The organism is Cryobacterium sp. Hh7 (assembly GCF_004403155.1).
GTDB lineage: Bacteria > Actinomycetota > Actinomycetes > Actinomycetales > Microbacteriaceae > Cryobacterium > Cryobacterium levicorallinum.
Genome location: NZ_SOHG01000016.1, coordinates 242,184 through 268,140 on the forward strand (window position 1 = coordinate 242,184; position 25,957 = coordinate 268,140).

The window sequence follows — 25,957 nt, forward strand, 5'->3', positions numbered from 1 at the left end:
TCTCGTCCGGTACCCATTTTACGTTCCGGTCAGACCGGCTTGCGGAACACTGACGCGACCCGCAAGCCGGCCGACCGGGCTGCTACTTGCTGTACGCGAGCAGGTCGGGGTTCTCGGCGTAGACCTCGGCGAGCAGGGTGAGATCGAACAACTGGCTCGCCGTGATCGTCAGGCCGGTCGCTTCGAGCGTGTCGATGCTCTGCTGTTGCAGCTCAGAGCTGATCGTGAACAGCCCGTTGGCCAGGGTGTCCGCGCTCACCACGAGGTCGGTGGACTGAATCTCGGCCTGACGGGTTTCCTTCTCGATGGTGAGATCGAAGGTCGGCCCGTAGGTGTCGACGGTGAGTTTCGCCGCGGCGGCCGGGTCGTTGATAGCGTCGGTCCAGCCACGGATCTCGGCGACCAGCAGGGCCTTGAGCTTCTCCCGGTCGTTCTTGATCGCGTCGTCGGTCACGGTGAGGGTTTCGGCGACGAACGGCAGGCCGAAGTCGGCCAGCGGCAGGTTGACCGGGTCGAGCCCGAGAAGCTCGGCGTCGATGGACTCGTTGGTCAGGTAGGAGAACCAACCGTCGACCTCACCGTTGAACAGCGGGGTCGGGTCGTACTGCACCGGAAGGGTGGTCAGGGAATCCTCGTCGATGTCGTTGATTTCGAGGAAGGCTTCCCACAGGCTCAGGTTGCTCGCCTGCACGCCGATGGTCTTGCCCAGCAGATCGTCGAGACCGGCGATATTGCCCTTGTCGGCGAGCGAAAGAATCGTGAACGGGTTCTTCTGGTAGGTGGCGCCGATAATCTTCAGCGGAGCGCCCTCGTTGGCGATGATCGTTCCGGTGGAGATGGCGTTGCCGATGCCGACGTCGACGTTGCCCGAGATGACGGCAGCTTCAATGGACGCCGGACCCTCGATCATGTCCACGGCATCGAAACCGGCCTCGGCAAAGTAACCGTTCTGATCGGCGAGGTATTCGCCCATGAACTCGGCGTTCTTGATCCAGCTGAACTGGATGCTCGCGTCGCCGAAGGAGGCACCCTCCCCGGCCGTACCCGCGGCATCCGGGGTATCGCTGCCCGCGCAGGCCGTCAGTGCCAAGGCCAGCACGGCGGCGGTGGCGACGCCCTTGACCACCCGGACAACCGCTCGATTATGGGTGGAAAAGCCTCTGGATGGTGTCATTGCGGGATTCCTCTCGAGGGTGCAAGGGCGCTGCGGTGGTACAGACGCTGTGGATCATGAATTTCCTGGGCAGAACAGCACCAGAAATGGCAGTTTAGGCGGGGCAGATATCGATTCGAGTTCGACTTTGTTTCGAACGGATGTCTAAAAAAGAAGGGTTGCCTCCGCTAGCCCGGTTCTACGCCGCACTGGCCCGGCCCGGCCGCTCAGCCCGTCGGCGCCAGCAGGCGGTCGAGGCCGCGGTTGATCTGGCGAGCCCAGAGCGGACCGCGGTAGAGGAACGCGGTGTAGCCCTGCACGAGGGTGGCTCCGGCGGCGAGACGCTCGGCGACCTGGGCTGCCGTGTCGACGCCGCCAACCGAGATGACACAGAACCCGGCCGGCACGACAGCGCGAATCTGGTGCAGGATGGCGAGGGAGCGGGCCCCCAGCGGGGCGCCAGACAGGCCGCCGGCTCCGGCTGCGTCGACGGTCGCCGCATCCGTTTTCAGGCCGGTGCGGGAGATCGTGGTGTTGGTGGCGATGATTCCGTCGAGGCCCAGTTCGACGGCGAGGGTGGCGATGCGGGCCACCTCGGCATCCGCCAGATCGGGGGCGATCTTCACAAGTAGCGGGGTATCGCCGGCAGCCTGTTTGACCGCCATCAGCAGCGGGGCGAGCTGGTCAAGCTCTTGCAGGCCGCGCAGGCCTGGAGTGTTGGGCGAGCTCACGTTGACGACGAGATAGTCGGCGAGAGCGGCGAGGGTTTTAGCGCTCTGTAGGTAGTCGGCCGTCGCATTCTCGACGGCGGTGACACGGCTCTTGCCGATGTTGATGCCGAGCACGGGGCGCCCCGGCACGGCACGCACGCGAGCGAGTCGATCGACAGCGGCCGCGGCGCCGTGGTTGTTGAAGCCCATGCGGTTAATGACGGCGCGGTCGGCCACCAACCGAAAGAGTCGCGGGGTCGGGTTGCCGGGCTGGGCGAGCGCGGTGAGGGTGCCGACCTCGACGTGCCCGAATCCGAGCTGGCCGAGTCCGATGACGGCCTCGCCGTCTTTGTCGAACCCAGCGGCGACGCCGAACGGTGAGTCGAAGTGCAGGCCGAGGGTGTCGACGCCGAGGTCGGTGCGCGGCCGGGTGAAACGGTGCACGAGGCGGCCGATTCCGAGGCTCGGCAGGTGACGGATGACGATGAACGCGAGGTGGTGGGCGCGCTCGGGGTCCATCCTGGTGAGCACGAATTTGAAGAAAAGTGGATACATCGCGCCCTGGACCTTACACCTACGGTTTAGTGGAACTGGTGGACGTGGACTCCGCTGACGCGGCCGCGGCGCCGGCAGCATCCGCTGGTTGCGCTCGTTTGCTGGCCTGAGCGGCCTTGTGCTCCGTGCGCAGCTGCTCGATGGCGCTTTCGAAGTCGTCGAGAGAATCAAAGCTCTGATACACACTCGCGAAGCGCAAGTACGCGACCTCGTCGAGGTCGCGTAGCGGCGGGAGGATGGCCAGCCCGATGTCGTTGGCCTCGATCTGTGCCGCTCCGGTCTGCCGAATCGTCTCTTCAACCTTCTGGGCCAGCATGGCCAGGTCGGAGTCGGTGACCGGTCGGCCTTGGCAGGCCTTGCGAACGCCGGTGACGATCTTCTCGCGGCTGAACGGCTCGACCACGCCGCTGCGCTTGATAATGTTCAGGCTCGCTGTTTCGGTGGTACTGAAGCGGCGACCGCATTCGGGGCACTGACGACGACGACGAATCGAGAGGCCGTCGTCGCTCGTGCGCGAGTCGATGACTCGGGAATCGGGGTGGCGACAGAACGGGCAAAACATTGTGCTGCCAGTCTACCGGTCCCGGCATCCCCCGCTGCTCCGCTGCTCCGCGAGAGCAGGCCGCTCTCGCGCGACGGGGCCTACTGGGGAGCGAACCGCGCGGTCACGGCGTCGCCGTGCGCGGGGAGCGCCTCGGCGTTGGAGAGCGCCGCAATGTGACCGGCGACGCCCTGCAAGGCTTCGCGGCTGTAGCGAACGACCTGCTGCGGCCGGAGAAACGTGTAGGCGCCGAGTGCGGAGGAGAACCGGGCCTGTCCCCCGGTGGGCAGCACGTGGTTGGATCCGGCGACGTAGTCGCCGAGGCTGACCGGCGAATACGGGCCAAGAAAGATTGCTCCGGCGTTTTCAATCTCGGCCAGCACGGCATCGGGGTCGCCGGTCTGAATTTCGAGGTGTTCCGGCCCGAAGGCATTGCTGAACGCGGCCGCGATCTGCAGGTTGTCGACGAGCACGATCGCCGACTGGCGGCCGCCGAGCGCAGCACGAACCCGTTCGCTGTGGGTAGTGGATGCTGCCAGCACGGCGAGGCGCGCCGCCACGGCCTCGGCGAGGTCAAACGAGTCGGTCACGAGCACCGCCGCGGCGAGCTCGTCGTGCTCGGCTTGGCTGACCAGGTCGGCGGCGACGAGCAGCGGGTCGGCGGCGGCATCCGCTATCACGAGAATATCGGTGGGGCCAGCTTCGGAATCGATCCCAGCCTGGCCGCGAATGAGGCGTTTGGCGGCGGCAACGTAGACGTTGCCCGGTCCGGTGACGATCTGCACCGGGTCGAGGCCGATGTCTTCGACGCCGTAGGCGAGGGCGCCGATCGCGCCCGCGCCGCCCATGGCGTAGATCTCATCGACGCCGAGGAGCGAGGCTACGGCGAGGATGGTCGGGTGCACGCGGCCGTCGAAGTGGCTTTGCGGCGGCGATGCGAGCGCGATCGAGCGCACGCCGGAGACCTGCGCCGGTACGACGTTCATCACGACGCTGGACGGATAGACCGCCTTGCCGCCGGGGACGTAGAGGCCGACCCGGTTCACCGGCTGCCAGCGTTGTGTGACGGTGGCGCCGGCCTCGATCGTGGTAGTCACGTGCGGGGGCACCTGGGCGGCGCTGGCCAGGCGAACCCGGCGGATGGTCTCGGTGATGGCGGTGCGCACGGCCGGGTCGAGCCCGGCGATGGCGTCGGCAATGTGGCTGGCCGGAACGCGCACCTGCTCGGGGCGCACCCGGTCGAGACGTTCAGCCTGGTCGAGCAGGGCAGCCTCGCCGCGCTCGCGCACGTCGGCAATGAGCTCGGCGGCGATATCGGCGGCGACGGCGACACTGGTCAGCGCGCGGGGTACGGACGCCAGGAGGTCGGCGGGGGTCGGCTCTGTGCCGCGAAGGTCAATAGTCTGGATCATCGTGTCCCAGCCTATCCGTGAACGCTGCGCGCCGACCGGCGCAGCCGCTCGGACTGCCGAACACGCCGTGACACTCCGTGCCCGGGAATAGGCTGAAGGTGAAACAGATTGTTGGTTGAGTATGCAAAGCAACGTTGAACCCCAAGTCATTAGTGAAGCCGCTATTACTCTGCCCGCCGGCCCGCCGCTTGCAGCTGACCCGAATGCTCCCGATGACCTGGCGGCGTTCAAGCACGCGTTCCGCCGTCATGCCGCCGGGGTCGCCGCAGTCACGACGCTCGCGCCCGACGGTAGTCCGGTCGGCTTCACCGCCACCTCCCTCGCCTCACTCTCGGCCGTTCCGCCGCTGGCGACCTTCAATATGGCCCGGTCGGCCAGCTCCTGGGCTGCGATTGCTGTGGCCGAGCGCGTGGTCATCCACATGCTCGGGGCCCAGAACCGGGCGATTGCCGAGAAACTGGCCGGCCCACATGCCGAACGCTTCGTCGGTGATCACTGGGAGCCGGGGCCCTATGGGCTTCCCGTGTTGACCGGGGTGACCAGCTGGATGATCGGCCGGATTGTCGAACGGGTATCGGTGCACAATAACGCCGTGGTGGTGGTGCAGATCGAGGGCGGCGGCATGGGCACCGACGATGAGGCCCTGCTCTACCACGAGCGAACCTACCGGGTACCGGGCGCCGCCGTCTAAAGCTGCCGTGGTTCCCTGTGGGTAGCGGCCGTGCCCGCCAGCGCGGGCACCCTTGGTCCGGGCCTGGTCGAGCCGCGCGGCTACTTCTGGGCGGCTAACTTTGCGGCGGCTTTGCGACGACGACGTTCGGCTTCGACAATCGCGGCCTCGGCCGGGGTCGGCGCGGTTCCGCCGAGGTGCGCGGGCTGCCACCACTGGCCAGAGCCCGGCACCGCATACTCCGACTGCAGGGCATCGACCAGGGACTGCAGGGCAGCGTGGAGCCGAAGGGTGGCGACCGCTGCGTCATCGTCCTGGCCGGCAGCATCCGTTTGAAACGGCGTGCCGAAGCGGATGCTGACCGGAACGCCGACACGTTGCCGCAGCGTCGAGCGGTGGTTCTTGGTCATCAGGCGATGACCACCCCACACGGCCACCGGGATGATCGGTACGTTCGCGGCCTGGGCCATGCGCACCGCGCCGGTCTTCAGCTGGCGCACGGTGAACGAGGCGTTGACGCCGCCCTCGGGAAACACGCCAAGCAGTTCGCCTTCGCGAAGCGCGGTCACGGCCTGCCCGTAAGCCTCGCCGCCGCTCTCCATATCCACGGAAATGTGCTTCATGCCACGCAGCAGCCGCCCGACCAGCGGCTGGTCGAAGGCGCCCTTCTTGGCCATGAAGCGGATGTGTCGGCGATTGTGCAGCCAGGTGACCCACTCGACCAGGGCGAAGTCCAGGTAGCCGAAGTGGGTGATCGCGAGCACGGCGCCGCCGGTGGCGGGCAGTTGCTCCAGCCCGGTCACGTTCTGGCGTACCCGGAGCACGCCGAACAGGGCGCGTCCGGCGCTGATAGCGGTCGAGTAGATCGGCTCTCGCTTGTGCATGTATCCAGCCTAAGCGGGCATCCTGTCAGTCATCTGCAGCCCAGTGAACCGGGTCAGGTCAGGCAGTTGGGCCCGAGGATGCTCTTCAGCTCGCCGAACAGGTCCGCGCTCACCTTCACCCGGTGCGGCAACTCGAACACCCGCGCCACATCACCCTTGACCAGTTTGAGGCGCACCTCGGCGTCGCCGGCGTGGCGCTGGAGAATCTCGCCGAGCGCGCTCACCGTGTCGGTCGTCGCCCGCGCCTCCCCCACCGTGATCGCGACCATGCTCTGGTCCGAACCTTGGCCGAGTTCGGGCTGGAACACGCTGAAGGCGTGCAGGTTCATCCCGTCGTCGCGCAGGCTTACCCGACCGCGCACCACGACGACCGAATCGCTGATCAGCTCCGGCGCGAACTCCAGATAGGCCTTGCCCATGAACATGGCGGTGATCTCGCCGCCGAAGTCCTCGACCTGAATCATGCCGTACTGGTTGCCCGACTTCTTCGCGATGCGATGCTGCACGCTCGTAATCAGGCCAGCCACGGTCACCGTGTCGCCGTCCTCGGTCGACTCCGACGCGATCAGGTCGGCGATCGTGGTGCTGGCGTGCTTGGCGAGCGGTATCTCCAGCCCGGCGAGGGGATGGTCGGACACGTACAGTCCGAGCATGTCACGTTCGTAGGCGAGTTTCTCTTTCTTGCTCCACTCCGGCCGGTCTGGCACCTGTTCGGTGTCCTGTGGTTCGTCGAACAGGCTGTCAAAGTCAAACCCGATATTGCCGTTGCTCTCTTCACGCTTGATCTTGACGGCCGACTCGACGGCCGACTCGTGAATCTCGACCATGCCCCGACGGGTGGCGCCGAGCGAGTCGAACGCCCCGGCCTTGACCAATGATTCAATCGTGCGCTTATTGGCCACCGGCAGCGGCACCTTGCGTAGAAAGTCGTGAAACGATTCGAAGCGCCCCTTCTCCTCGCGGGCGCCGCGAATGGCCTCCACAACGTTGAAACCGACGTTACGCACAGCACCCAGACCAAAACGGATGTCCGTACCCACCGCCGCAAAGAATCCGATCGACTCGTTCACGTCGGGCGCTAGCACCTGGATGCCCATGCGGCGGCACTCGTTGAGGTACAGCGCGAGCTTGTCCCGGGAGTCGCCGACGCTCGTGAGCAGGGCCGCCATGTACTCGGCCGGGTAGACGGCCTTGAGGTAGGCGGTCCAATAGGAGAGCACGCCGTACGCGGCCGAGTGCGCCTTGTTGAAGGCATAGTCGGAGAACGGCAGCAGAATATTCCAGACCGTGGTGACGGCATCCATCGAATAGCCGCGGTCCTGCATGCCCTTGGAGAAGCCCTCGAACTGTTTGTCCAGCTCGGACTTCTTCTTCTTACCCATGGCCCGGCGCAACAGGTCGGCTTCACCGAGCGTGAAGCCGGCGAGCACCTGCGCGATCGACATAACCTGCTCCTGGTACACGATCAGGCCGTAGGTGGTGCCGATGACGTCCTTGAGGGGCTCTTCGAGCTCCTTGTGAATCGGGATGATCTCCTGCACGCCGGTTTTGCGCAGCGCGTAGTTGGTGTGCGAGTTGGCGCCCATGGGCCCCGGGCGGTACAGCGCGATGACGGCCGAGATGTCCTCGAAGTTGTCGGGTTTCATGAGCCGCAACAGGGCCCGCATCGGGCCGCCGTCGAGCTGGAACACACCGAGCGTGTCGCCGCGGGCGAGCAGTTCGTAGGCGGCGGGGTCTTCGAGGCCGAGGTCTTCGAGCACGGGCCGGTGGCCGCGGTTCACAGCGATATTGTCGAGGGTGTCGTCGATAATGGTGAGGTTGCGCAGCCCCAAAAAGTCCATCTTGATCAGTCCGAGGGCTTCGGAAGCCGGGTAATCAAACTGCGTGACGACCTGGCCATCCGCTTCACGCTTCATGATCGGAATAATGTCGATCAGGGGGTCGCTCGACATGATCACGCCGGCCGCGTGCACGCCCCACTGGCGTTTGAGGTTTTCCAGGCCGAGCGCGGTGTCGAAGACGGTGCGGGCCTCTGGATCGCTGTCGATCACGGCCCGAAAATCAGCCGCTTCGCGGTAGCGCGGGTGGTCCTTATCGAACATGCCGGTCAGCGGCACGTCCTTGCCCATAATGGCCGGCGGCATGGCCTTGGTGAGCTTGTCGCCCATTCCGAACGGAAAGCCGAGCACGCGCGAGGCGTCTTTCAGGGCCTGCTTGGCCTTGATCGTGCCGTAGGTGACGATCTGGGCGACGCGTTCCTCGCCGTACTTCTCGGTGACGTACTTGATGACCTCACCGCGGCGACGCTCGTCGAAGTCGACGTCGAAGTCGGGCATGGAGACGCGGTCGGGGTTGAGGAACCGTTCGAAGATGAGTCCGTGCACGAGCGGGTCGAGGTCGGTGATGCCCATCGCGTAGGCGACCATCGAGCCGGCGCCCGAGCCGCGACCGGGACCGACGCGGATCCCCTGCTGCTTGGACCACATGATGAAGTCGGCGACGACAAGAAAGTAGCCGGGAAAGCCCATCTGCACGATGATGCCGATTTCGTAGTCCGCGCGCTTACGCACGTCATCGGGGATGCCCTTCGGGTAGCGTTTGGCCAGCCCGATCTCGTTCTCCTTGATGAACCAGCTTTCCTCGTTCTCGCCCTCCGGGCAGGGAAAGCGGGGCATGTAGTTGGCTTTGGTGTTGAATTCCACCTCGCAGCGCTCGGCGATGAGCAGCGTGTTGTCGCAGGATTCGGGGTGGTCCCGAAACATATGCCGCATCTGCGCCGCGGTCTTCAGGTAGAACTCATTGGAGTCGAACTTGAACCGGTTCGGGTCGTCCAAAGTGGATGCCGACTGTACGCAGAGCAGCGCTGCGTGGGCGGTCGCATCGTGCGCGTGGGTGTAGTGCAAGTCGTTGGTGGCCAGCAGCGGAAGGTCAAGTTCCTTGGCCAGCTTGAGCAGGTCGGTCATGGTGCGGCGTTCGATGTCGATGCCGTGGTCCATGATCTCGCAGAAGAAATTCTCTTTGCCGAAGATGTCCTGAAAGTCACCGGCGGCCTTCTTGGCCTCCTCATACTGGCCGAGGCGCAGCCGGGTCTGAACCTCGCCACCGACGCAGCCGGTGGTGCCGATCAGGCCCTTGGAGAACTGGCTGAGCAGCTCGCGGTCCATGCGCGGTTTGAAGTAGTAGCCCTCGAGGCTCGCCTTCGACGAGAGTCGGAACAGGTTGTGCATGCCCTCGGTGTTTTCGGAGAGCAGCGTCATGTGGGTGTACGAGCCGGCGCCACCGACGTCGTCCCGGTTTTGGCCGCTCGTGCCCCAGCGCACCCGGGTCTTGTCCCGCCGATCGGTGCCGGGCGTGATGTACGCCTCGGTGCCGATGATCGGCTTAATGCCGGCATCGGTCGCGCTCTTCCAGAAGTCGAATGCACCGAACACGTTGCCGTGGTCGGTGATCGCGACCGCCGGCATCCCCTCGTCGACGGCAGCCTTGATCAGGGGTTTCACCCGGGCCGCTCCGTCGAGCATGGAATATTCACTGTGCACGTGCAGATGCACGAACGAGTCGGTCGCGCTGGCCGGGTTACTCACGATTGCTCCGAGCAGTTGATGGAACGGTGTTCGATGGGGTCGATCGCCTCGCTTGATTCTGGGCTAGCGGAGGCTGCGGCTAATCTCCGCGCAGCACGCCGAGGGCGTGCGAGAGGTCGGCCGGGTAGTCGGCGTTGTAGGTGACCCATTCGTGACTGTCCGGGTGGGTGAAAGCCAGCTGCTTGGCGTGCAGCCATTGCCGTTTCAGGCCGAGCCGGGCGGTGATCGATGGATCGGCGCCGTACATGGCGTCGCCGACACACGGATGCCGCTGGGCCGTCATGTGCACCCGAATCTGGTGGGTGCGCCCCGTCTCCAGGTGTACCTCGAGCAGAGAACCGTATGGGAAAGCTTCGAGAGTCTCGTAGTGGGTGATCGACGGCTTGCCATCGGCCATGACCGCGAACTTCCAGTCCGACCGCGGGTGGCGACCGATCGGGGCGTCGATCGTTCCGGTCAGCGGGTCGGGATGACCCTGCACGACGGTGTGGTAGATCTTCTGCACCTCGCGGTCGTGGAAGGCCTTCTTGAGCGCCGTGTAGGCCGTCTCAGACTTGGCCACGACCATGAGTCCGCTGGTGCCGACGTCGAGGCGGTGCACGATGCCGGCGCGTTCGGCCGCGCCGGAGGTCGCGATGCGGAATCCAGCCGCCGCGAGGGCGCCCGGAACGGTCGGCCCGGTCCAGCCGACGCTCGCGTGCGCGGCGACCCCGGCGGGCTTATTGATGACGACGATGCTCTCGTCGTCGTGCACGATCGTCAGGTCTGGTACAGCGATGGGGATGATGCGCAGCGGCTGCTTGGGCTGCCAGGTGACTTCGATCCAGGCTCCGGCTCGCAGCCGGTCGGACTTGCCGACAACGGTGCCGTCGACCACGACGCCGCCGGCTTCGGAGACCTCGGCGGCGAAGCTGCGGGAGAATCCGAACAGCTTGGCCAGACCGGCGTCAACGCGCACGCCCTCCAGCCCGTCGGGCAGGGGCAGGGAGCGACTCTCCGAGCTGCCGGTCATGGGCGCGGCTCGGTGGTCGGTGTTTCGGCCGGTGCAGCTGCGGTTGGTGCGGTGGTGGGTGTTTCTGGAGTCAAAGCATCCGTTTGTTTCAAGGTTGACACGGTCTTCTTGCTTTCGGCCACGACCTTGTTGCCATCGAGGCCGATGCCGCGGATGGTCAGGATCATGAAGATGGCCATGCTGGTCACGATGGCCATGTCGGCCACGTTGTAGATCGCCGGCAGCATCCAGGGCGTTGAGATGAAGTCGATGACGTGGCCGAGTCCGAAACCGGGCTCGCGCAGCAGGCGATCGGTCAGGTTGCCGAGCACACCGCCCAGCAGCAGGCCGAAGACGAGTCCCCAGGCGAGCGAGCGGATGCGCCGGGCGAACCAGATAATGAACACCACGACGGCCGCGGCGATGATCGAAAAGATCCAGGTGGATCCGCTTGCGAGGGAGAACGCGGCACCCGGGTTCCGAACGAAGTGCAGTTGCAGCACATCGTTCAGAACCCGGATGACGGAGCCCTCCGTCATCGACGCGACGACGAGATACTTACTGATTTGATCGAGCGCGTAAACGCCGAGCGCGACGAGGGCTAGAACGATAAGCGCTCGCGAACGCTTCTTCGTTCGGGCCCTAGGCTCCAAAGCCCTGGAAGCTGGGCTTCGAGCTCGAGTCGGACGACGGCGAGTCGACCGAGCTCGCGTCGAGGTCGTTCAACTGACCCTCGATGTAGCTCTTGAGCTTGAGGCGGTACTCGCGCTCGAACGTGCGAAGGCCATCGATCTTGCCCTCGAGCGCCGTGCGCTCCAGGTCGAGCTTCTGCAGCTGAACGCGCTGCTGTATCTCGGCTTCGGCGATGACGCGAGCGGCGGTGGCGTGACCTTCAGCGATCAGGGCATCGCGCTTCTCGGCGCCTTCCTTGACGTGTTCCTCGTGCAGGCGGCGAGCCAGCTGCAGCAGGTTGGTCGTGCCGGCGGTCTCGTCGATCGGCGTCGGTACGATCGGCGCAGCCGCGGCCACGGGCGCAGCGACGGCAACCGGTTCGGCGACCACTGCCGCGACCGGAGCGGACTCGGCTGCGGGGGCAGCTTCGGAGCCGGCCCCGCCGCGCAGTTCTTCGTTTTCCTTGGTCAGGCGACGCAGTTCAACGACGACCTCATCGAGGAAGTCATCGACCTCATCCTGGTCGTATCCCTCGCGGAACTTGGTCGACTGGAACCTTTTATTGACTACATCTTCCGGAGTTAGCGCCATGGCTTTTCACCCTCAAAACTAATATTTGTTGCGAACATTTGACTTACTCGAGCAATTGATTGCTGCGAGCCTATGAATGACTTGAGCAGTTGAATGACTGGGTCCTAGGAACGACCCGAGCTGCCGACGAGCGAGTATGGGCTCACGGCGAACCATCATCGGACAAGGATACATGCCCCGGTGGGGCTATTTACAGTAAGCCCGACAGAGACATGCCCACGATGCAGCACAGCATCGTCAGTGTGAAACCGAAATCCAACGCGATGGGACCGATCCGAAGCGGCGGTACCAGTTTTCGAAAGAACTGCACCGGCGGATCGGTCAGCGTGTAGACGAGCTCCACCAGCACGAGCAAGAAGCCCTGCGGCCGCCACGAACGATTCACGCCGCGCACGAGGTCAATGATGAATCGACCCCACAGCACGAGGAAGTACATAAAGAACAGGAAGTAGAAGAGATTCCCGAGAATCGGTATACCAGTCACAGTTCAGTTTAGCCTTGCGCGAAGAAGGAACTGTCCTCAGCGCCCTCTTCGGTCGTGCTGTCGCCGGAGACGACGACGTGGGACGGCGACAGCAGGAAGACCTTGGCGGTGACCCGCTCGATCTTGCCGTACAGTCCCTGAGACAGGCCGCTGGCAAAGTCAATGAGGCGGCGAGCGTCGCCGTCGCTCATCTGCGACAGGTTGATAATGACTGGGATGCCGTCACGGAAGGATTCGGCGATGACCTGGGCGTCCTTGTAAGCGCGCGGGTGAACGGTGAGAATTTCATTCATTTCGGACGCAACCACATTCTGGGGGGTCGAAGTCTTGCGCAGGGGGGTGACCGGTGCACGACCGGCGGTGTTCTGGGCTGCGCTGGAGTGCGCGGCGGTACCGTGGGGCGTGTTGTCGTGCCCACGGGCCGGCACCGCGCTCACGTGGTTCGTGTTGGCAGCACCTTGGGCGCCGGCGGGCACCTGGTACTCCAGCTCTTCGTCTGCCAGACCCAGGTAGACCATGGTTTTCTTGAGCGGGTTGGACATGTCGACCTCCGTGTTGGTTTGCTTCTTCGAGATTAACTGAACGCCGGACGATTACCGGTGATTGCGGTGCCAATTCTTAGGTGTGTCGCCCCTTCGAGCACGGCAGCGGCGTAGTCCTGGCTCATACCCATCGACAGCGCCGTGGCCGCGGGGGCCTGGCTGCGAATCTGCTCACTGAGCTCGCGCACGCGCGCAAACGCGCGGCGTGGTTCCTCCGCCAGCGGCGCAACGGCCATGAGCCCCAGCAGGTGCACGCCGGGCGCGGCGAGAACGGTGTCGACCAGGGCCGGCAGGTTCGCGGGATCCACGCCGCCGCGAGCCGCATCATCCGTTAAATTGACCTGAATGAAGCAATCGATGGTCGATTCCCCCGACGCGAGTGCGGCCACGAGCGAGTCCCGATCAACCGAGTGGATGACGTCGGCGTAGGCGCGCACCTGGCGCGCCTTCTTGCCCTGCACCTGTCCGACAAAATGCCAGGTCAGGCAGAGCTCGGCGAGCTCAGCGGCCTTGGACTGCGCCTCCTGGTGTCGATTCTCCCCCACGTGGCGCACCCCGAGGGCGTACAACGCTTCGATCAGCGACACCGGATGAAACTTGGTGACGACGATCGTCGTGACCTCGGCCGCATCGCGACCGGCCTCGCGGGCGGCGTCGGTCACACCAGAGCGCACGGTTTCGAGACGGGTGGCCAGATCGACCGGTGCCGCGCCTAGAGATACCATGCTCATGATGTTCGGTTCGTTTCGTTTCAGGCGATTAAGGCACGATACCCGGGGCCGACTGAGTCGGCCCCGGGAGGGATCTCGTCCTACTTGAGGAAGTCGGGGATGTCCAGGTCGTCGGCCTCTTCTTCGAAGGCCGGGTCAGCCACGGTGACGCCGTTCGCGGAGTCGGAACCACCCCAGACTGAGGCCGCAAGCTCGCCATCGCTGTAGCTGCCCGAGTCGGTGGCCGGCGCGCCGGCTGCTCCAGCGGATGCCGCTCCGGCTGCCGTACCGGCACCGGCCGCAATGCCGGCAGCAACGAGGTCGGCACGCCGCACCTCGACCGCCTTGGCGCCGGGCTCGCCGCCATCAAACCCGGCAGCGATAACAGTGACGCGTACCTCGTCGCCGAGGGTGTCATCGATGACGGCTCCGAAGATGATGTTCGCTTCGGGGTGCACTGCTTCCTGCACGAGGCGGGCCGCGTCGTTGATCTCGAAGATTCCAAGGTTGGAGCCACCCTGGATCGACAGCAGCACGCCATGCGCGCCGTCGATCGAGGCCTCAAGCAACGGCGAGGCCACGGCCAGTTCGGCAGCCTTGATGGCACGGTCGGCGCCGCGAGCGGAGCCGATACCCATGAGTGCGGATCCTGCACCCTGCATGACCGACTTGACGTCGGCGAAGTCGAGGTTGATCAGTCCGGGGGTGGTGATCAGGTCGGTGATGCCCTGCACGCCGGCGAGGAGCACCTGGTCGGCGGTCGCGAAGGCCTCGAGCATGCTGATGCCGCGGTCGCTGATCTCAAGCAGGCGATCGTTGGGCACGACGATGAGGGTGTCGACCTCGTTCTTGAGCGAGGCAACGCCGGTCTCGGCCTGAGCCTGACGACGCTTGCCCTCGAAGCCGAACGGCTTGGTGACGACGCCGATGGTGAGGGCACCGATCGACTTGGCGATGCGGGCAACGACGGGGGCGCCACCGGTTCCGGTGCCACCACCCTCGCCGGCGGTGACGAAGACCATGTCGGCCCCGGCGAGGGCTTCCTCGATCTCTTCGGCGTGATCCTCGGCGGCACGGCGACCCACCTCGGGGTCCGCGCCAGCACCGAGGCCGCGGGTGAGGTCACGACCGACGTCGAGCTTGACGTCGGCGTCGCTCATGAGCAGAGCCTGGGCATCCGTATTGATGGCGATGAACTCGACACCGCGGAGGCCCAGTTCGATCATGCGGTTGACGGCGTTGACGCCACCACCGCCGATGCCGACAACCTTGATGACGGCTAGATAATTTTGATTGTTTGACACGTCCGGCCTCCGGGTGGAACCCTAAACCTCTAGTCGAGGTTTAAAGTTATGCTGAGTATGCAATTCCTGATTACGAAAGTATGCGGGCGAGGCGCGCGAATGGGGAGGCACGCCCGCGTGTCGCGAAGTACACGCAAAATCCGTTGCCGCGACCCTCCGCACGGCTCCTTGCGAGCCGCTTGGCCGTCTATTTTGCGCCTCATGCGCCAACGATGCTCGCGACCGCGCCCGCGCCCAAAGCGGATGGCCGCTGCTGCGGTTACCGTAGCGGCCACCCAAGTCGGTCGCGGTAGGCTCACGGCGCATTAGCGCAGCACGGCGCTGTCGGGCGAGGAGACGTCGTACTCGTTGACCGTGCCGGCCGGGTGGCCGACCAGCAGAGCGGCGAGCACGACAGCCTTGTACTCCGACTTCTCCGCGCTGCCCCAGACCACCCGTTCGCCGCCGAGCAGGCTGAGCGTAACGTCATCCGTGGTAACGGCGGTGACGGAATCCAATTGCGTGCGGATACTTTCGGGCAACACGGCGAGCACGGCGGCAGCGGCGGTGAATCCGGCGCTGTCGACGCCATCCGGAGCTTCGATGAGCGGGTAGCCGACGGCGCGCTCCGGCGTTGTTTCCACAACGACGCCAGCGGAATCGACGAGGTCGAAGCCGGACGCACCAGCGAGCACGCCCACCGGAACCCGTTCGATGACCCGCACCACTACCGTGCCCGGCGGGCGACTCTCGGTGACATAACTTTGAATGAGCTTGAACTGGGAGAGTTCGGTCTTGACCTCGTCCGCGTCGAGAAGCGGTAACGGGGTGCCGAGCTGGTCGGCGAGGGCGGCCGCGACGTCGCCAGCGGGAATGCGGCTGGTGCCGACGACCTCGATCGTGCGCAGCGCCATGAGCGGCGAGTAGGCGGCGCCGATGATGAGACCAAAAGTGAGAGCGACGCTGCCGCCCCCGGCGATCCAGGCGATACGACGGCGCCGGGTACGCCCGGTGAACCGACGTACCTCCGCGCGTTCGAAGCGTTTGCGGGCGCGCTGAGCTGCCCGCAAGACCGACCGTGCTGCGCGGACCCCCGCGGTTCCGCCGCTCGGCAGCCCGGCTGGCGCGGCCGTCGTCGACGTCCGCCGGGTCACGGGCATCGCCGGGGTTGCTGCGCCCGTCGTGGACCTGGGGGTCGTGAGTGCGGCCAGGTCTGCCGCGGTGACAGGCTCGCTCAGATCTGCTGAAACCGGTGAACCGGATGCCCCGGCCCCCGGGATGACTATCGGCTCCGTCGTCGTGTGGGAGCCATCGAACGACGTTGCGGACGGTGTCGACGAGTTCTGGGGCAACGGCTTCGAGGACGGCTTTACGAACGGTGTCGGCGACACCGTCGAGGGGTCATGCGACCCGCTCTTCCCGCCGGCGCCTCCCCGGGGGAACGCCTTCGGGGTCGTTACCGAACCCGCGGCGGCGCCGGTCGGGCCGTCGGATTTCTGGTTCGGCTCCGCCTGCGGCCGGGCACGCGAGGGCTTCGCCGCTGGAGTCGCCTGAACCGACGACTGAGAGCGAGCCGGTTTCGCCGCTGGAGTGGGCTGAGGGGTCGACGGAGCGTCCGACTGAACCCGAGTCGGTTTCGCCGCTGGGGTCGGGGTCGCCTTGGCCGGGCGCTCGAAGCCGGCCGGCCGCCTCACCGCCACCTCATCCGCGTGCCTGTTCGAGTGCAGCGAGCAGCTGGGGAACGATGCGGTTCACGTCACCACAGCCAAGGGTGACCACGAAGTCGCCCTCGCGGGCGATGCTGGCGAGGTAATCAGCGGCATCCTGCCAGTCCGGCACGTAAGCGACGTGCAACGGGTCGCGGAACCGCTCGGACACGAGCGCTCCGGTCACGCCGGGCTCCGGGTCTTCGCGGGCGCCGTACACCGCGAGCACGATGGTCTGATCGGCAAAGTTCTCGAGCACGTCGGCGAATTCCTGGGCGAACAGGCGGGTGCGACTGTACAGGTGCGGTTGGTGCACCGCGATGATGCGGCCCTCCCCCACGACGGTGCGCGCGGCCGCGAGGGCTGCGGCGACCTCGGTCGGGTGGTGGGCGTAATCATCGTAGACGCTGACGCCGCCGACGGTGCCGTGCAGTTCGAACCGGCGTTGGGTACCGCCGAAGCCGGCGATCGCGTCGAGGCTCGCCGCAGGTTCGAAGCCGAGCCCGACCAGCACGGCGAAGGCGCCGGCCGCGTTGATGGCGTTGTGCTTGCCGGGAATGCGCAGGGTGGCGCTGTAATCCTGACCCTGCCAGGCGACGCTGAAGCTCACCGGACCGGTCGTGGTGATGGAGTGCACGCGGACGGTGGACTCGGGGTGCTCGCCGAACGTGATCACGCGCGCGGCGGCATCCGCTTCGGTCCGGCCGGCGGTGATCGTTGCGGTGACCCGCACGGCGCCGACATCGTCGGAGGAGATGACGACGAGCTCGCTGGCCTTGGTGCTGAACTGGACGAACGCGGCCTCGAACGCTTCGAGTGAGCCGTAGTGGTCGAGGTGGTCGGGGTCGACGTTTGTGATCAGGGCTACCGCCGTGCGGTACAGCAGGAAGGAGCCGTCGGATTCGTCGGCTTCGACCACGAACAGGTCGTCGGCTCCGCTGGCGGAACTCGTCCCGAGGGATTCGATCACGCCGCCGTTGACGAAGCTCGGGTCTTGGCCGAGGCCGAGCAGCCCGGTGACGATCATTCCGGTGGAGGTGGTCTTGCCGTGGGCGCCTGCGACGGAAACGAGGCGGTGCTCGCGAATGAGCCAGGCGAGGGCCTGCGCGCGGTGCAGCACCGGCAGGCCGCGCTCATTGGCGAGCACGTACTCCGGGTTGTCCTGCCAGAGCGCGCCGGTGACGACGAGGGTGTCGGCCGCGCCGACATTGGCCGCATCGTGACCGATGAACACGCTCGCACCGAGTTCCCGCAGCGCCTGCACGTTGGGCGAATCCTTGGCGTCGGAGCCGGTGACCGTATAGCCCTGGTTCAGGAACAGGCGGGCGATTCCGCTCATTCCGGAGCCTCCGATGCCCACGAAGTGCACACGTCCGAGGTCCTCGGGAATGGTCAGGGTGAGGTCTGGTTTGATCACGGTGGTGCGCTCTTCTCGATCGAAGCAAATAAAACAGTTCGTGCGGGCACTAGGTTACGCGTGCCGACCGACACTCAAGTCGTGAGCGCCCCGTGCACCAGGTCGAGCATGCGGGCCGTGCCGTCCAGCACACCGACGGATGCCGCCCCCCGCCCCATCTTCGCCAGCTGCGGCCGGTCACCCAACAGGGTCACCAGCTCGCTGCGAACCCAGGCCGGCACGAAGTCCGCGTCAGCGATCAGCACACCGCCGCCGACGGCCAGCACCGGCGCGGCATTAAAGCGCTGCTCGCCGTTGCCGACCGGATACGGCACGTATACGGCCGGAATGCCGAGCGCGCAGAGTTCGCTGACCGTCGCCGCTCCCGCCCGGGTCACGGCGAAATCGGCTACGGCGAGGGCCAGGTCCATGCGATCGCAGTAGGCGACCAGGTGGTAGTTCGGCACGCCGGGGTCGACGATCTCGGAATTGGACCCGGTGATGTGCAGCACCTGCCAGCCGGCGGCCACGAGCGCGGGCGCCGAGGCCAGAATGGTCGCGTTGAGCTTGCGCGCGCCGAGCGATCCCCCGGTGACCAGCAGCACGGGACGATCGGCCTCAAGCGAGAAGAACGCGAGGGCCTCGGCGCGAACGGCCGACCGGTCGAGCTGTTCGATTTCGGGCCGGAGCGGCATTCCGACGAAGCGGGCGTGCCGAATCGGGGTGCCGGCGAAAGCGACACCGACGTACTCGGTCAGGCGGGCGCCGAGTTTGTTGGCCAGGCCCGGCTTGGCGTTGGCCTCGTGGATGACAATCGGCACCCCCGCACGCCGGGCCGCGAGGTACGCCGGCGTGGAGACATACCCGCCGAAGCCCACGACCACGTCGACCTTGCGAGAGCGAATGACCGCGGCCACTCCGCGCACGGCCGCGCTGAAGCGTGGCAGAAAGGCCAGGGCCGCCCGGTTCGGCCGGCGCGGAAACGGCACCCGGGGAACGACGATGAGTTCGTAGCCGCGGGCGGGAACCAGGCGCGCCTCGAGACCTTCGGCGGTGCCGAGAACCAACACCGTGGCATCCGCTTCGCTGGCGCGAATGCGGTCGGCGACGGCGAGCAGGGGGTTGACGTGGCCGGCGGTGCCTCCGCCCGCCAGAAGGTAGGTAGTCATGCTCGGTCAGCCTCAATAAGATCGGTGTCGTGAAAGGCGCTCTCGGCGTCGCTCGAACGGTCGCCGCGGGCGAAGGAGAGCACGATGCCGATCGCGACGAGGGTGGTGAGCAGGGCAGTACCACCGGCCGAGATGAGCGGCAGCGGTACACCCAACACGGGGAACACCCCGAGCACCACGCCGATATTGACGAAGGCCTGTCCGATGATCCAAACCATGGCGGCGGCGATGGAGACCTTGGCCTGCACGGTCGTGGCCGCGCGCATAATGCGCAAAAAGGCGAAGGCCAGCAGAATGAACATGCCGAGAACGACAATGCAGCCGATCAGGCCGAGTTCTTCGCCGATGATAGCGAAGATGTAGTCGTTGTCGGCGGCCGGCAACCAGGACCATTTGGCCTTGGAGTTTCCGAGGCCGACGCCGAAGATTCCTCCGTTGGCCAGGGCCCAGGTGCCGTGCAGCGGCTGCCAGCAACTCGAGGAGATCTCCCCGACCAGTTCCGTGCAGCCCTCGTTGAGAAAGCTCGTGATGCGAGTCAGCCGGTTGGGGCTCGCGATGGCCAGCACAACCGCTGCGCCGACGCCGACCAGCAACGGTACGGCGAGCAGGCGCAGTTTGACGCCGGCGAAGAACAGCGCACCGAACAAAATGCCGGCCATGATCATCGTGGTTCCGAGGTCACCGCCGAGCATGACGAGAAATGCTGCGCCGCCGCCGACACCGAAGACTGGAATGAACACGTGCTTCCAGTCGTGCAGCTGGTGCTGCTTCTTGGAGAGGATCACGCCGAGCCAGATGACCAGGGCAACCTTGATGCCCTCGGACGGCTGAAACTGAATGCCGAAGATGTTCAGCCAGTTGGTGTTGCCGCCGGTGCCGACGCCCAGGCCGGTGGCCACGACCAGAAACTGAAAGAAGCAGGTGATCAGCATCGCCGGCCAGGCCACGCGACGCCAAAAAGCGAGCGGCAGCCAGCTCACGACGAGCATGAGCGGAATGCCGATCAGAGCGAACATACCCTGGCGCAGGATCCCGCCGAAGAAGCCCATATCGGCCAGAAAGGAATCGACCGACGACGACGACAGCACCATGATGAGACCGAAAACCACCAGGAACAGGGTGGTGCCGAGCAGCAGAAAGTAGTTGCCGCCCTCGGCCTTGAACACCCGACCGAGATTGATTCGGACCTGTGCACCGCCCGCCGCCGCCTGTTCGGGAATCCGCGCCGGGCGCCCGGGGCGCGCACCCGGATTGGGGCGTTTTCCGGGTGTGGCGCCCGTGCTGCCCTGGTTCTGCCCGGGCGAGCGAGAGGCGGGGTTGCGAGGCACCTGTACCATCCGCGTCACCTGCCCAAGAAGTCGTGTACTGCCTGATTGAAAAGCCGGCCGCGTTCGGCATAGCTCTCGAACTGATCCATCGATGCGGCGGCCGGTGCGAGCAGAACGGTGTCGCCGGCCTGCGCGATCGAGGCTGCCAGCCGCACCGCAGCCGTCATCACCGGTTCGCCGTCGTTGGATACAGTGTCGTTCGCGTCAATCTCAAACACGGTCAGGTCGGGGGCGTGTCGCGCGAATGCTTCGCGGACTGCCACCCGGTCGACGCCGATGATGACGGCGCCGCGTAGTCGGCCGATGTGCTTCTGCACAAGCTCGGCGATGTCGACGCCCTTGAGCAGCCCGCCGACCACCCACACGACTGACTCATAGGCCGCCAGCGAGGCATCGGCGGCGTGCGGGTTGGTGGCTTTGGAATCGTCGATCCACTCCACATCGTCGGCGATCGCGACCGTTTCGATGCGGTGTGCGTCGAGGTGGAAGGTTTCGAGGGCGCGGTGGATGGTCGCCGGCTCGACCCCGAACGATCGGGCCAGGGAGCTCGCGGCGAGCACGTCCATGATCACGTGCGGGGCGCCGAGCCCGGCCGCGACGAGGTGCGGCACGGTGGTCAGTTCCAGGGCCCGTTCGAAGCGGTCCTCGAGAAAGGCCCGGTCGCAGACGATGCCGTCGACGATCCCCAATTCGCTCGGTCCGGGCACGCCGAGACCGAAACCGATCGCGCGGGCGCCGTCCTGCACGTCGGCGTCCTGCACCATCGCGAGGGTCGCGGCATCCGCTGTGTTGTAGACGCAGGCCACCGCCGTGTTCAGGTACACCTTCGCCTTGTCCGCGCGGTAGGCCGCAGCGGAGCCGTGCCAGTCAAGGTGATCATCGGCGATGTTGAGGCAGAGGCTGGCCCAGGGACGTAGGGCGCCCGGGCCGTTTGCGGGCAAGTGGTGCAGTTGGTAGCTCGACAGTTCGACGACGAGCACGTCCCAGCCCTGCGGGTCACGAATGGCGTCAAGTACGGGCACGCCAATATTGCCGCAGGGGGCGACCCGGCTGCCGTGCGCGGCAAGCATCGTGGCGGTCAGCTGCACCGTGGTGGTCTTGCCGTTGGTGCCGGTGACGAGCATCCACTCGGCCGGAGTGCCGACCTTGTCGCGAAGCCGCCAGGCCAACTCGATGTCGCCCCAGACCGGCACGTTGTGCTCCACCGCCCAGAGCAGCAGGGGATGATCTGGGTGAAATCCCGGCGAGACGATGATCAATTCCGGTAGCTGCGCCGCCAGCTCAGCCGGCACCTCACGCAGGTCAGCCTGCACGAACGGCACCCCGAGAACCCCCAGCAGGTCGAAGCGTTCGTCGGCGCCCGGCGAGGCGAGCACGAGCACGTCGGCGCCCAGTTCCGCGAGGGTATCGGCGGCGGCAAAGCCGGTCACGCCGAGACCGAGCACGGCGACGCGCAGGCCTCGCCAGTCGGCGTGCCAGCTGACCAGCCCGTTCAGGCGGTCGCCGGCAGCGGGGGTTTCAGAGTTCACTATTGCGACAGCCATTCGAGGTAGAACGAGCCGACACCGGCGGCGACGAGCAGGCCGCCGATGATCCAGAACCGCACGACAACCGTGACTTCGGCCCAGCCCTTGAGCTCAAAGTGATGATGGACCGGACTCATCAGGAAGATGCGTTTACCGTGGGTGATCTTGAAGTACGCGCGTTGCACGATGACCGAGCCGGCTTCCATCACGAACAGGCCACCGATGAGCACGAGGAGCAGTTCGGTACGGCTGAGAATGGCGAGGGCGGCCAGCGCCCCGCCGAGGGCGAGCGAGCCGGTGTCGCCGAGAAAGATCTTGGCCGGTGAGGTGTTCCACCAGAGAAACCCGATCAGGCCGCCGACGATGGTTGCGGCGACGATGGCGAGGTCGAAGGAGTCGGGGCCGAGGTAGCACTTGTATTGGTCGGCGGCATCCGCTCCCCCGAAGCAGCTCTGGTTGGACTGCCAGAACCCGATCACAACGAAGGATCCAATGGCGAAAATGGATGCTCCGGTGGCGAGGCCATCGAGACCGTCGGTGACGTTCACTCCGTTCGAGGTCGCGGCCACGATCAGGCAGATCCAGAGCAGGAACACGGCGATGCCGATGAACGTGCCCAGTTTCATGAAGTCAAGCGGCAGGTCCCGAATGAAGGACACGCTCGTCGAGGCGGGGGTCTGACCGTTGCGGTCGACGAATTGCAGCGACAGCACGCCGAAGGCACCGGCGACGATGACCTGCCCGAGCACCTTGGACCAGCCGCCGAGGCCGAGACTGCGCTGGTTGCGGGTCTTCAGAAAGTCGTCGAGAAACCCGACCAGTCCGAGGCCGACCATCATGAACAGCACGAGCAGCGGCGAGGGGGTGAACGGTCGTTGCTCGATCAGCATGGCGGTGAAATAGCTGATCAACACACCCAGGATGATGATGATTCCGCCCATGGTGGCGGTGCCGCGCTTGGCGTGGTGGCTCTTCGGCCCATCGTCGCGAATGAACTGGCCCCAGCCGAACTTCTTGAACAGCCGAATGAACAGCGGCGTCAGAAACAGGGTGAAGGCGAGTGAAAACGCGCCGGACAGTAGCAGGACTCTCACGAGAACAAGTCTCCCAGTCGATCGCCGAGGAACCGCAGACCCGCGGAGTTGGATGACTTGACGAGCACGGTATCGCCCGGATTCACTGAGCTGCGCACCAGTTCGAAGGCCTCGTCCGGCGTGTCGACATAGGCAGACTCACCGTCCCAGGACCCCTCGTTGATGGTGCTGATGTGCATGCGGCGGGCACCCCGCCCGACCACGATCACCTGCGAGATATTGAGGCGCACGGCGAGCAGGCCGATACGATCGTGCTCCTCACCGGCCAGTTCGCCCAGTTCGGCCATTTCGCCGAGCACGGCGATGGTGCGCTTTCCGGGGGTGCCGATCTGGGCGAGAGTCTTGAGCGCGGCGCTCATCGAGTCGGGGCTTGCGTTGTAGGCGTCGTTGATGACGGTGACATCGTCCTTGCCGCCGAGAACCTCCATGCGCCAGCGTTCGGCCCGGGTCGTGGCCTCGAGCGCGGCGACGATGTCGGGCAGCGAGACCCCGAGTACTTCAGCGGCGGCGGCAGCGGCGAGGGCGTTCATAACGTGGTGTTCGCCGAGCACCCGGAACACGACCGGAGCGCTCTGCCCGCCGGCGAGGTGCAGGGTGAACGTTGTGCCGGTGCGGCCTCCATGCAGGTCGCTCGCGCGCACGTCGACCTGACCGTACTCGCCGAAGCGCACGATGCGGGCCGGGGTGAGCGCGGCCATCTGCGCGACGCGCGGATCGTCTGCATTCAGCACCGCGACATCCGTTTCCAGCAGGTCGGTGACCATCTCGGATTTGGCGCGAACGGTGGCATCAAGATCACCGAACTCGCCGGCGTGGGCGAGGCCGACGGTCAGCACGATCCCCACGTCGGGCCGGGCCAGGCGCACCAGGTGCGCGATCGCACCTTCGCTGCTGGCGCCCATCTCGATCACGAGAAAACGAGTCTCGGCCGTGACTTCGAGCATGGTCATCGGCGCGCCGACCTGGTTATTGAAGGATCCGCGCGGGGCGACGGTCGGGCCGACCCGTTCGAGCATGCTGCGCAGCAGGTTCTTGGTGGTGGTCTTGCCGTTCGAGCCGGTGACGGCGACCACCTTGAGCGTTCCGGCGGCGCGTACCCGGGCGACCACGGCCGCGGCGAGGGCGCCGAGCGCGGCCACGGCATCGGCGACGACGATCTGGGTGACCGGCAGGTCGAGCGTTCGCTCGACGATCAATAGGGCGGCACCGCGCTCGGCGGCGACCGGCGCGAACAGGTGGCCGTCGGTCACCGCACCGGGCTTGGCAACGAAGATGGAGCCTGGCTCGATCAGGCGGGAGTCAGTCTGGACCGAGCCGCTGATCTGGTCAGCGGCTTCGGCCGGACCGGCCAGGTGCAGCGCACCGTTGACGGCCTCGCTGATCTCGGTCAGGGCGAGGGCAATCATTTACAGCCACCCCGCCGAACGCAGCGCTTCGCGGGCATCCTCGCGGGCGGAGTAGGGCAGTTTCTTGCCCTGTACCTCGTGGTAGTCCTCATGGCCTGGGCCGGCATACAGAATGGTGTCTCCTTCGTGTGCCAGTGACAACGCCGTGCGGAATGCCGCACGAGGGTTGGCCACCTCGTAGAACTCGCCGTCGGGAACGGCCGCGCGCGCTGCGTCAAGCAAGACAGCACGGATGCTCGCGGCGTCTTCGTAGCGCGGGTGAAAGTCGGTCACGACCACGATATCGCTGCCCCGGGCAGCGATAGCGCCCATATCGGCGCGTTTCGTGGTGTCACGGTCACCGTCAGCGCCGAACAGCATGATCAGCTTGCCGGGGGTGAATTTGCGCAGGGCCTCGAGGGTATTGAGGAAGGCGTCCGGACTGTGCCCGTAGTCGATGTAGACGAGCGGGCCCCGGTCGCCGGAGATGCGCTCGGCCCGGCCGGGAATGTAAGCGACGATGCCGCCGTCTCGGTCGAGGGTGTGCTGAATCGCCTCGAGGTCGAAGCCGGATTCGACCAGCATGACGATGGCGAGGGCGGCGTTCGCAGCCATGTACCAGCCGAGCAGGGGAACCCGGGTGCGCAGGCGCCGGCCGTCCGGCCCGTCGAGCACGAAATCGGTGTGGCTGGCGGTTTCACCGACCACGGTCATGCGCCAGTCGGCGTCAATGTCCGTGTGGTTGGTGATCGTCGTGACCGGGATGCGGCATTCGTCGGCGATGCGCCGGCCCCAGTCGGTGTCGACGGTGACGACGCCGCGGTGCGAGCGGTCGGGCTGGAACAGCTCGAGCTTGGCCTGAAAATAGTCGTCCATCGCCGCGTAGTCGTCTAGGTGGTCGTGGCTGAGGTTGGTGAACGCGGCGACGTCGAAGACCAGCCCGTCGACCCGGTAGCGGCTGAGCGCCTGGGCCGACACCTCGATGCCGACCGCGCGCACCTCGGCCTCGTTCATGCGGGCGAGCAGGGCGTGCAGTTCGCTCGCCTCCGGGGTGGTCAGCGCACTGGTCACGGCGAGGTCACCGATGCGGCGCTCGGCGGTGGAGGTCAGCCCAGAGACGATGCCGAGCTGGTTTAGGATGCCGAAGAGCAGGTAGACCACGCTGGTTTTGCCGTTCGTGCCGGTCACCGCGAACAGGGTCGCCGGGTTGTCGGCGGTGCGGTAGATCCACCCGGAGACGGCGCCGAGCGCTGCGCGGGCATCCGGGGTGACGAGCACGGGGAGCCCGCTGCCCGCGGCCAGCAGCGCCCCGGCCGGGTCGGTCAGGATAGCCACGGCACCGGCCTCTGCCGCAGCGGCGGCGAAGGTGGCTCCGTGCAGGTGCGCTCCGGGTACACCGACGTAGAGGTCACCGGGCTGCACCGTGCGGGAGCTCAGGCTCACCCCGGTGACTTCGAGACCGTCGATGTCTCCACGTAGTTCTAGATCAAATTCGGCAACCAATCCCGACAACGACCGCGGAACGGGATGCTCGGGACGGAGAGCCGACGGCGCCAATTCAGACACGCAGG

General features: G+C 66.0%; 23 protein-coding genes. 2 read left to right on the forward strand and 21 right to left on the reverse strand.

Annotation, left to right across the window (positions count from 1 at the left end; translation table 11 throughout):
* Nucleotides 1-82: 82 nt before the first annotated feature.
* From E3T43_RS06135 to hisD, 4 genes are all read right to left on the reverse strand, one after another.
* On the reverse strand, nt 83-1,174 hold the full coding sequence (locus tag E3T43_RS06135; RefSeq protein WP_134443100.1) for an ABC transporter substrate-binding protein: 1,092 nt from the start codon (nt 1,172-1,174) through the stop codon (nt 83-85).
* 206 nt (nt 1,175-1,380) lie between these two features.
* On the reverse strand, nt 1,381-2,418 hold the full coding sequence (locus E3T43_RS06140) for a quinone-dependent dihydroorotate dehydrogenase (protein WP_134443101.1): 1,038 nt from the start codon (nt 2,416-2,418) through the stop codon (nt 1,381-1,383).
* Nucleotides 2,419-2,437: 19 nt separating this feature from the next.
* Nucleotides 2,438-2,980, reverse strand: a complete 543-nt coding sequence (gene nrdR, locus E3T43_RS06145) for a transcriptional regulator NrdR (RefSeq protein WP_134443102.1) — start codon at nt 2,978-2,980, stop codon at nt 2,438-2,440.
* A gap of 80 nt (nt 2,981-3,060) precedes the next feature.
* Nucleotides 3,061-4,371 (reverse strand): histidinol dehydrogenase, encoded by a 1,311-nt coding sequence (gene hisD, locus E3T43_RS06150; protein ID WP_092450509.1) that lies wholly within the window; start codon nt 4,369-4,371, stop codon nt 3,061-3,063.
* A gap of 121 nt (nt 4,372-4,492) precedes the next feature.
* Here hisD and E3T43_RS06155 point away from each other — a divergent pair, with 121 nt between their 5' ends.
* Nucleotides 4,493-5,062, forward strand: a complete 570-nt coding sequence (locus tag E3T43_RS06155) for a flavin reductase family protein (RefSeq protein ID WP_134443103.1) — start codon at nt 4,493-4,495, stop codon at nt 5,060-5,062.
* An 80-nt stretch (nt 5,063-5,142) separates the two neighbouring features.
* Here E3T43_RS06155 and E3T43_RS06160 read toward each other — a convergent pair whose 3' ends face one another.
* The 10 genes from E3T43_RS06160 to E3T43_RS06205 all read right to left on the reverse strand — a co-directional run bounded on the left by E3T43_RS06160 (nt 5,143) and on the right by E3T43_RS06205 (nt 15,942).
* A complete protein-coding gene (locus tag E3T43_RS06160) occupies nt 5,143-5,925 on the reverse strand; it encodes a 1-acyl-sn-glycerol-3-phosphate acyltransferase (RefSeq protein WP_134471706.1) in 783 nt (260 codons plus the stop codon).
* A gap of 53 nt (nt 5,926-5,978) precedes the next feature.
* On the reverse strand, nt 5,979-9,446 hold the full coding sequence (dnaE, locus tag E3T43_RS06165) for a DNA polymerase III subunit alpha (protein ID WP_241978852.1): 3,468 nt from the start codon (nt 9,444-9,446) through the stop codon (nt 5,979-5,981).
* 142 nt (nt 9,447-9,588) lie between these two features.
* Nucleotides 9,589-10,521 (reverse strand): RluA family pseudouridine synthase, encoded by a 933-nt coding sequence (locus E3T43_RS06170; protein ID WP_092450518.1) that lies wholly within the window; start codon nt 10,519-10,521, stop codon nt 9,589-9,591.
* Nucleotides 10,518-11,153 carry a signal peptidase II gene (gene lspA / locus E3T43_RS06175; protein WP_134443106.1) on the reverse strand — a complete coding sequence of 212 codons (636 nt, stop codon included), beginning with the start codon at nt 11,151-11,153 and terminating at the stop codon, nt 10,518-10,520. Before lspA ends, E3T43_RS06170 begins: the two co-directional genes overlap by 4 nt.
* Complete coding sequence (locus tag E3T43_RS06180; RefSeq protein ID WP_134443107.1) at nt 11,143-11,763, reverse strand: DivIVA domain-containing protein; 621 nt, start codon at nt 11,761-11,763, stop codon at nt 11,143-11,145. The genes lspA and E3T43_RS06180 overlap by 11 nt, the downstream gene beginning before the upstream one ends.
* Before the next feature lie 190 nt (nt 11,764-11,953).
* Entirely contained in the window at nt 11,954-12,247 is a 294-nt protein-coding gene (locus E3T43_RS06185) for a YggT family protein (protein ID WP_241977903.1), read from the reverse strand.
* Nucleotides 12,248-12,255: 8 nt separating this feature from the next.
* The gene (locus E3T43_RS06190; RefSeq protein ID WP_134443108.1) at nt 12,256-12,789 is read right to left on the reverse strand and encodes a cell division protein SepF; all 534 of its coding nucleotides are present in this window, start codon (nt 12,787-12,789) and stop codon (nt 12,256-12,258) included.
* A gap of 32 nt (nt 12,790-12,821) precedes the next feature.
* Nucleotides 12,822-13,520 carry a YggS family pyridoxal phosphate-dependent enzyme gene (locus E3T43_RS06195; RefSeq protein WP_134471708.1) on the reverse strand — a complete coding sequence of 233 codons (699 nt, stop codon included), beginning with the start codon at nt 13,518-13,520 and terminating at the stop codon, nt 12,822-12,824.
* A gap of 80 nt (nt 13,521-13,600) precedes the next feature.
* A complete protein-coding gene (gene ftsZ, locus E3T43_RS06200; RefSeq protein ID WP_134443110.1) occupies nt 13,601-14,803 on the reverse strand; it encodes a cell division protein FtsZ in 1,203 nt (400 codons plus the stop codon).
* 305 nt (nt 14,804-15,108) lie between these two features.
* Complete coding sequence (locus tag E3T43_RS06205) at nt 15,109-15,942, reverse strand: FtsQ-type POTRA domain-containing protein (RefSeq protein WP_134471709.1); 834 nt, start codon at nt 15,940-15,942, stop codon at nt 15,109-15,111.
* A 118-nt stretch (nt 15,943-16,060) separates the two neighbouring features.
* Here E3T43_RS06205 and E3T43_RS06210 point away from each other — a divergent pair, with 118 nt between their 5' ends.
* Nucleotides 16,061-16,336, forward strand: a complete 276-nt coding sequence (locus E3T43_RS06210; protein ID WP_134471710.1) for a hypothetical protein — start codon at nt 16,061-16,063, stop codon at nt 16,334-16,336.
* Nucleotides 16,337-16,483: 147 nt separating this feature from the next.
* Here the strand turns inward: E3T43_RS06210 and murC are convergent, their stop codons facing one another.
* From murC to E3T43_RS06245, 7 genes are all read right to left on the reverse strand, one after another.
* Nucleotides 16,484-17,905 (reverse strand): UDP-N-acetylmuramate--L-alanine ligase, encoded by a 1,422-nt coding sequence (gene murC / locus E3T43_RS06215; protein ID WP_134471711.1) that lies wholly within the window; start codon nt 17,903-17,905, stop codon nt 16,484-16,486.
* A 74-nt stretch (nt 17,906-17,979) separates the two neighbouring features.
* The gene (locus E3T43_RS06220; protein ID WP_134471712.1) at nt 17,980-19,053 is read right to left on the reverse strand and encodes a glycosyltransferase; all 1,074 of its coding nucleotides are present in this window, start codon (nt 19,051-19,053) and stop codon (nt 17,980-17,982) included.
* A complete protein-coding gene (ftsW, locus tag E3T43_RS06225) occupies nt 19,050-20,390 on the reverse strand; it encodes a putative lipid II flippase FtsW (protein ID WP_134471713.1) in 1,341 nt (446 codons plus the stop codon). Before ftsW ends, E3T43_RS06220 begins: the two co-directional genes overlap by 4 nt.
* A 5-nt stretch (nt 20,391-20,395) precedes the next feature.
* A complete protein-coding gene (gene murD, locus E3T43_RS06230; protein ID WP_241978841.1) occupies nt 20,396-21,910 on the reverse strand; it encodes a UDP-N-acetylmuramoyl-L-alanine--D-glutamate ligase in 1,515 nt (504 codons plus the stop codon).
* Nucleotides 21,910-23,001: a phospho-N-acetylmuramoyl-pentapeptide-transferase gene (gene mraY / locus E3T43_RS06235; protein WP_092450543.1), complete on the reverse strand. Its 1,092-nt coding sequence runs from the start codon at nt 22,999-23,001 to the stop codon at nt 21,910-21,912. The genes murD and mraY overlap by 1 nt, the downstream gene beginning before the upstream one ends.
* On the reverse strand, nt 22,998-24,407 hold the full coding sequence (gene murF, locus E3T43_RS06240) for a UDP-N-acetylmuramoyl-tripeptide--D-alanyl-D-alanine ligase (protein ID WP_134443116.1): 1,410 nt from the start codon (nt 24,405-24,407) through the stop codon (nt 22,998-23,000). Before murF ends, mraY begins: the two co-directional genes overlap by 4 nt.
* Complete coding sequence (locus E3T43_RS06245; RefSeq protein WP_134443117.1) at nt 24,408-25,952, reverse strand: Mur ligase family protein; 1,545 nt, start codon at nt 25,950-25,952, stop codon at nt 24,408-24,410.
* Nucleotides 25,953-25,957 lie beyond the last annotated feature (5 nt).

What these genes read in the sequence shown, in the direction of transcription:
- E3T43_RS06135 (WP_134443100.1), bottom strand. Translation starts at nt 1,174, where the DNA reads ATGACACCATCCAGAGGCTTTTCCACCCATAATCGAGCGGTTGTCCGG.
- E3T43_RS06140 (WP_134443101.1), bottom strand. Translation starts at nt 2,418, where the DNA reads ATGTATCCACTTTTCTTCAAATTCGTGCTCACCAGGATGGACCCCGAG.
- nrdR (WP_134443102.1), bottom strand. Translation starts at nt 2,980, where the DNA reads ATGTTTTGCCCGTTCTGTCGCCACCCCGATTCCCGAGTCATCGACTCG.
- hisD (WP_092450509.1), bottom strand. Translation starts at nt 4,371, where the DNA reads ATGATCCAGACTATTGACCTTCGCGGCACAGAGCCGACCCCCGCCGAC.
- E3T43_RS06155 (WP_134443103.1), top strand. Translation starts at nt 4,493, where the DNA reads ATGCAAAGCAACGTTGAACCCCAAGTCATTAGTGAAGCCGCTATTACT.
- E3T43_RS06160 (WP_134471706.1), bottom strand. Translation starts at nt 5,925, where the DNA reads ATGCACAAGCGAGAGCCGATCTACTCGACCGCTATCAGCGCCGGACGC.
- dnaE (WP_241978852.1), bottom strand. Translation starts at nt 9,446, where the DNA reads ATGCTCGACGGAGCGGCCCGGGTGAAACCCCTGATCAAGGCTGCCGTC.
- E3T43_RS06170 (WP_092450518.1), bottom strand. Translation starts at nt 10,521, where the DNA reads ATGACCGGCAGCTCGGAGAGTCGCTCCCTGCCCCTGCCCGACGGGCTG.
- E3T43_RS06180 (WP_134443107.1), bottom strand. Translation starts at nt 11,763, where the DNA reads ATGGCGCTAACTCCGGAAGATGTAGTCAATAAAAGGTTCCAGTCGACC.
- E3T43_RS06190 (WP_134443108.1), bottom strand. Translation starts at nt 12,789, where the DNA reads ATGTCCAACCCGCTCAAGAAAACCATGGTCTACCTGGGTCTGGCAGAC.
- E3T43_RS06195 (WP_134471708.1), bottom strand. Translation starts at nt 13,520, where the DNA reads ATGAGCATGGTATCTCTAGGCGCGGCACCGGTCGATCTGGCCACCCGT.
- E3T43_RS06205 (WP_134471709.1), bottom strand. Translation starts at nt 15,942, where the DNA reads ATGCCCGTGACCCGGCGGACGTCGACGACGGCCGCGCCAGCCGGGCTG.
- E3T43_RS06210 (WP_134471710.1), top strand. Translation starts at nt 16,061, where the DNA reads ATGACTATCGGCTCCGTCGTCGTGTGGGAGCCATCGAACGACGTTGCG.
- E3T43_RS06220 (WP_134471712.1), bottom strand. Translation starts at nt 19,053, where the DNA reads ATGACTACCTACCTTCTGGCGGGCGGAGGCACCGCCGGCCACGTCAAC.
- ftsW (WP_134471713.1), bottom strand. Translation starts at nt 20,390, where the DNA reads ATGGTACAGGTGCCTCGCAACCCCGCCTCTCGCTCGCCCGGGCAGAAC.
- murF (WP_134443116.1), bottom strand. Translation starts at nt 24,407, where the DNA reads ATGATTGCCCTCGCCCTGACCGAGATCAGCGAGGCCGTCAACGGTGCG.